Source organism: Fibrobacter sp., assembly GCA_024398965.1.
Taxonomy (GTDB): domain Bacteria; phylum Fibrobacterota; class Fibrobacteria; order Fibrobacterales; family Fibrobacteraceae; genus Fibrobacter.
Genome location: JAKSIF010000088.1, coordinates 1 through 5,350, shown reverse-complemented (window position 1 = coordinate 5,350; position 5,350 = coordinate 1). Strand labels below are relative to the sequence as shown.

Annotated in this window: 6 protein-coding genes; all 6 read left to right on the top strand. The window is 47.7% G+C overall.

Annotated features, from left to right (window positions below):
- Positions 1–49 precede the first annotated feature (49 nt).
- From MJZ26_14515 to MJZ26_14490, 6 genes are read left to right on the top strand one after another with little or no spacing between them, the layout of a single operon-like run.
- Entirely contained in the window at positions 50–715 is a 666-nt protein-coding gene (locus tag MJZ26_14515) for a hypothetical protein (protein MCQ2106990.1), read from the top strand.
- Between the two features lie 16 nt (positions 716–731).
- A complete protein-coding gene (locus tag MJZ26_14510) occupies positions 732–1,028 on the top strand; it encodes a hypothetical protein (GenBank protein MCQ2106989.1) in 297 nt (98 codons plus the stop codon).
- Positions 1,029–1,036: 8 nt separating this feature from the next.
- Positions 1,037–2,578, top strand: coding sequence for a phage portal protein (locus tag MJZ26_14505; GenBank protein ID MCQ2106988.1), 1,542 nt, complete (start codon positions 1,037–1,039; stop codon positions 2,576–2,578).
- A 10-nt stretch (positions 2,579–2,588) separates the two neighbouring features.
- Positions 2,589–3,887 (top strand): S49 family peptidase, encoded by a 1,299-nt coding sequence (locus tag MJZ26_14500; GenBank protein ID MCQ2106987.1) that lies wholly within the window; start codon positions 2,589–2,591, stop codon positions 3,885–3,887.
- 3 nt (positions 3,888–3,890) lie between these two features.
- The gene (locus MJZ26_14495; GenBank protein ID MCQ2106986.1) at positions 3,891–4,241 is read left to right on the top strand and encodes a hypothetical protein; all 351 of its coding nucleotides are present in this window, start codon (positions 3,891–3,893) and stop codon (positions 4,239–4,241) included.
- 15 nt (positions 4,242–4,256) lie between these two features.
- Entirely contained in the window at positions 4,257–5,294 is a 1,038-nt protein-coding gene (locus MJZ26_14490) for a major capsid protein (protein ID MCQ2106985.1), read from the top strand.
- The last annotated feature ends 56 nt before the right edge of the window (positions 5,295–5,350 follow it).

Below are 5,350 nucleotides of genomic sequence, written 5' to 3'. Positions count from 1 at the left end.
CCGTCCGCAGGAAAAAACAAATACGAGAAATTTCGGGAGGAATGAAACTATGAGTTCTGTTACGGTATCTTTGGACAAGTTGGGCAAGGCTCTTGAAAACCAAATCAAGAAGGACATGAAGCAGGTGAGGTTTGCTGCCTTTAAGGCGGTGAACGAAGTCGCCTTCAAGAAAGTAAAGCCTGGCCTTGCCACGGAATTCAAGAAGTCCTTTACGGTGCGCAATACGAAATTGCCGCAACGCGTCCAGATAAAGAAGGGCACCCGCGAAAATCCCGTTGCAGAAGTTTCTTTCCCGCATGATTGGATGTATATCAACACGAAGGGTGGCGACAAGAAGCCTGAAAAATCCAGGGTGCTTATGGTTCCCATCAAAGACGGTGGCCTTAAGGACTTTCGACTTTCCAGCGGTAGGATCAAGCGTGGAATGACCGCCGGCGCATTGCTTAAATATGCCGATGCCTACCCCAAAAAGACCAAGGCCCATGTGGCCACGCCCCACGCCTTCAAGAACATCAAAAACAAGAAGGGGCAGGACATTATTGCCATTCGCGATAAGTCCAACCGCAAGCAAATGAAGTGGCTATACGTTGGCGTTCCTGTTGCCAAGGTGATGAAACGCTGGGACTTTGAGGAAATCGTCCGGAAAATCGCATCGAAGGAACTTCCCCTGGAATTCGATAAGCAGCTGAAGCACGCTGTAGCCACTGCCAAATAGCCTGTCAATACCCAAAATGACCGTCTTCAAAAAAGATGGTCCAAAAATCGTATTTACCGATGTGGATGGGCTATCTTGTGAACGTATGGCAAAACGTTATTCTGTAGCTCTTTGTGAAAAAATGGTTGCTGCTGCTGAAACAGCGCTTGTGCGGGCTATGGATGCGCAAAGTTATTCCATAGGCGGTCGATCTAAAACGAATGCGTCTGTTGAATCTTGTCAGAAAGAACTTGATTTGTGGCTTGACCGCTTGGCTTCAGCTCGTGGCGGCAGCAACTGTAAAATGAAAATTATTACGGGTATTCCCGGTTAGGGTTTTCGATGGCTAGTACGATCGGTCCAAAAGGTACTGCGTGGAAGGCGGCGTCCGTTGTAACGGAGGCCTTGCGAAATTTTGTTGCGCTTCCGAGTTCTGCTGACCGTGATCTGGCCTTGGACCTGGAAACACTTCGTTTGCGTAGCCGCCAGCTTTTCCAGAACAACACTTTCAGTCGCGCGATGATTGAAAGTTTTACCACCAATGTTGTTGGTACTGGCTGTAAGTGCCGTCCTACTCTTCGTTTGATGGATGTGGTTGGGCTAAATGCGGAACAGGCCGAAGAATGGTGTCGAAAGACGCAACGTCTTTTTGAACTTTGGGCTGAATCGAAAAACTGTGATGCAGAGCGCAAGAATAACTTTGCTCAACTTCAGCATCTTGCTTTCAAGTCAGCAAAAATTGGCGGTGACAGCTTCGGTCTTGCTTGCTATGACAAGAAAAATTCCGCATTTGGTCTTTGCATTAAAATCCTTGAAGCTGACCGTTGCCAGAACCCATTTGGTTCTTTTGATTCCGACGCTCTTGTTCATGGAGTAGAAGTTGATAAGAGTGGTATGCCGACTGCATTCCATTTCTCTTCCAAACCTACATGGAGCATTGACTCTTATTCTGATACGGTTGATTGTGTTCGTATTCCTGCTTATGATGCGCTCGGTTATCCGAATGTGATTCACGTTATGTCTGTTGATCGTACAGACCAACGTCGAGGTGTCCCTCTGCTGGCTCCTTTAATTATGCAGCTTAAGCAGCTGGAACGATATCAGGATGCAGAACTTATGGCTGCTGTAGTCAGTGCTTGCGTTACTGCAGTCGTTACCAGCAATAATGACGAAGAAGCCGATGATATGGGCGCTGACGAAGGAAACACGGAAACGGATTCTTACGGAAATCCTGTGAATGGAACGGCGCCTTCGCTTGAACTGTCGATGAAACCTGGTGGAATTTGGTCTTTGCCGAACAAGTACAGCGCAAGTCTGCTGAATACGACTCGACCGAATGTAAACTATCAGCCGTTTGTCGAGTCCATTTTTAGTGAGGCTGGCGCTGCTGCGGGTTCGAGCTATGAGGTGATTTTAAAGAATTTCCATACATCGAATTATAACGCAGTTCGTGCAGCGGTCCTTGAGAGCCGAAAGACATTCAACCGCATGCGCAATGACTTTATTTCGGATTTTTGTCAGCCCATTTATGAAAAATGGCTTGCTCAAGCAATCCTAACGGGTCTTATTGACGCTCCTGGTTTCTTTGATGATCCGATGAAACGCGCCGCATGGTGTGGATGTCGTTGGATTTCTGATGCAGCTTTCCTTTTGGATCCGCTTAAGGAGACCCAGGCAATCAAGATGCAGATTGACGAACAGCTTATGGACCGTGATACTGCTTGCGCCATGGTCAATGGCGGCGAATACGATGTGATTACAGACCAGCTTGCAAAGGAACTGAGTATGCGCAAGGCAAAGGGTCTTGGCGAACCTGGTAGCGTAACTAAGACTGAAAGTTTCTCTGTATCGACTGATGATACGAACGAAAGTTCTTTGAACTAGGAAAATAGGAATGAATTTTTTGGCGAAGTTTATCGGTACAAAGTGGGCTATGCGCTCCGAAGATGCATCTATCCTGGCATCTTCCCGCCTGCGTTTTACCGAAGATGAAGACGGGTGGTTCAGCTATCGCAAGGAAAGTGGCGAACTTGATATTGTGAACGCTGTTGAACATCGTGACGACGGGATTGCCGTCATTAAAATTGACGGTTCTCTGATGTATCGCGGTGAAGATGCGTTCTGGTGGGGCTGCGATTCTTACGATTCTATTCAGGCTGCTTTCGATGAATGTCTTGCAGATGATAACGTCAAGGGAATTGTCTTTGACATCAATTCTCCGGGTGGTGAAGTCAATGGCTGTGCTGACCTTGGTAATCGAATTTTTGAAGCCCGCGGTAAAAAGCCGTATGGCATTGTTGCTCGCACCGGTGGAATGATGTGTTCTGCCGCCTATTGGATTGGGTCTAGTTGTGAAAAAGTTTTTTGTGCTGACAATGGCACTCTTGGTTCTATTGGCGTGCTGTGTAGCTTCTCGAAGTGGAGCGAGGATTTGATCAAGACGCAGGTAGTTGTTTCTGACCTGTCTCCCGATAAAGCTGCAACGCCCGATACTCCAGAAGGCTTGGCTCTGATCAAGAAAGAACTGAACGATCTTGCCAGCGTATTTATTGAAACGGTTGCCCGCAATCGTGAAACTACTTACCAGGATGTACTCAACAATTACGGTAAAGGTGCCGTGTTTATCGGTGCCGATGCTGTAAAGGCTGGTCTTGCAGACGGCGTGATTTCCCTGGACGCTCTCTGTGAACAAATGGCTCAGGGAAGTCTATCTATTGGAGGTGGCGTAATGGCTACTGAAAACAAAAAGTCCGCTCCCGCAGCAAGCGCTGAAGGCGTGGATCTGGAAGCTATCAAGGCTCAGGCCATTGCTGATTACAAGGCCCGTGTAGCTTCCTTTGAAGCTGCTTTTGCGGGTGTTGAAATCTCTGCAGAAGACAAGAAAAACTTTATGGAAGACGAATCTAAGACCGTCGCTGACGCAAATGAGTTCGCTCTCTCCAAAGCTAAGGAGCAAATCGTTGCCCAGGCAGAAGAACTGAAGAAGGTTTCTGCTGAACGTGACGAATTCAAGGCTAAGGCTGAAACAGTTCCGTCTGCCGCATCTGAAAAGGATCGTGCTATTTCCGCACTTGAAAAGAGTGCCTCTGCCGCAAACAGCGTGACTCCGGATGGCGAAAAGGAAGAAACTTCTGCTTCTAAGCATTCCGATTGGGCCAAGGAAGCTGCAAACAAATTCTACAAAAAGGGGTAAACAATGTCGACTAAGATCAATTTCGACAACGATATCGCAGGTGATTTCCCGATTCACAGCGAAGTTGTAAAGATCGGGGCCAATCAGAACCTTAAGCGCGGTGCAATCCTTGCGGTGAATTCCGCTGGTGCCGACAAGGGCCTTGTGCTTGTTGCCGGTGATGCTAAACCGGTTGCTCGCCTTATGGCGGATGTAAATACTGGTGCTGATGGCGGCTATGCTCTCGTTGCCCGCACAGGTTGCTTTGCTGACGGTTCTATTGTAGTTGGCGAAGGTGCCAATGTGCAGACCGTTAAGGATGAACTTGCCGCACGTTGCCTTTTCTTTAAGGCTGTTGACGGCGTAAAGGACTAATGAAAGGAGAACAGAATGTCTGGTGAACTCAATCTTGATTCTCGCTACGAGCTGACCAAGCTTACCAGCGTAAACTTTAAGCCTTCTCAGTTCCTTCGCCGTATGTGCGCTGTTGAACTGCACAAGACTAAGACTCTTATTCTTCAGCAGAATAAGAAGACCCGTCTCATTGCTTCCTATGTTGCCGATGATGACGAAAATGGCAAGGCTCTTGCCCGTGATGGCTTTGAACGCCTTGTGGTGACTGCTCCTACCGTGCATCCGTGGCGCGATCTTTCCAAGCGCGATGTTGAAACTGCTGCTAAGGCAGACGGTATTGTTACCTATGGTGGCCAGGAAAGTTCTGAAAAGATTAAGTTCCAGAGCTTGATGAATGACGCTCTCGAACTTCGTCAGTCTATCGAACGTCGTGAAGAACAGCAGATTGTTGAAGCGATCACTACTGGTAAGGTTGACGTTAAGGTTGATGACAACCTGATGCGAACCATCAACCTGAACATCCCTTCTGCAAACCTTTCTCCCGCAGCTTCTGGTAATAAGTTTGATGCAAATGGTTCCAATCCGATTCTCTATCTTCTGAACCAGAAGCGTCTGGTCGCGAAGAATGGTGGTGGCAATGTCGGTTTGACCATCATGGGTAACGACGCCTTCGACGCATTCATCCAGAATGATGCTGTCAAGGAATACATGGACAAGCGTCACATGATGTTCGGTGAAATTGACCCGAAGGACACCGATCCGGAAGGCATTACTCGTGCCGCTCACATCCTTGGCATGGACATCATTACCTACGATGAATTCTTCTATGACGAAAAGCAGAAGAAGGACCTGAACTTGATTCCCAAGGATTCCATTATCATGATTGGTAATGGTGCTGGCTTCAAGATGCATTACGGCGCTATCGCAGATGGTACCGACGGCACCCTGAATGTTTGCCAGTCCTACGTTTACACCTGGATTAAGAACGGCAAGTCCAAGATTCTTGAAGAAGAATCCAGCCCGTTGTTTGTCCCGATGAACGGTGCCGCAATCATTTCTCGTAAGGTTGTGTAAACAATGTCTTTCAAGGATGACCTCATGACAGATCTTGCCGAGACGTTCTTTAACGA

Bases quoted from the DNA above. Each gene is read 5' to 3' on its own strand.
- MJZ26_14490 (MCQ2106985.1), top strand. From the start codon at position 4,257: ATGTCTGGTGAACTCAATCTTGATTCTCGCTACGAGCTGACCAAGCTT.
- MJZ26_14495 (MCQ2106986.1), top strand. From the start codon at position 3,891: ATGTCGACTAAGATCAATTTCGACAACGATATCGCAGGTGATTTCCCG.
- MJZ26_14515 (MCQ2106990.1), top strand. From the start codon at position 50: ATGAGTTCTGTTACGGTATCTTTGGACAAGTTGGGCAAGGCTCTTGAA.
- MJZ26_14500 (MCQ2106987.1), top strand. From the start codon at position 2,589: ATGAATTTTTTGGCGAAGTTTATCGGTACAAAGTGGGCTATGCGCTCC.
- MJZ26_14505 (MCQ2106988.1), top strand. From the start codon at position 1,037: ATGGCTAGTACGATCGGTCCAAAAGGTACTGCGTGGAAGGCGGCGTCC.
- MJZ26_14510 (MCQ2106989.1), top strand. From the start codon at position 732: ATGACCGTCTTCAAAAAAGATGGTCCAAAAATCGTATTTACCGATGTG.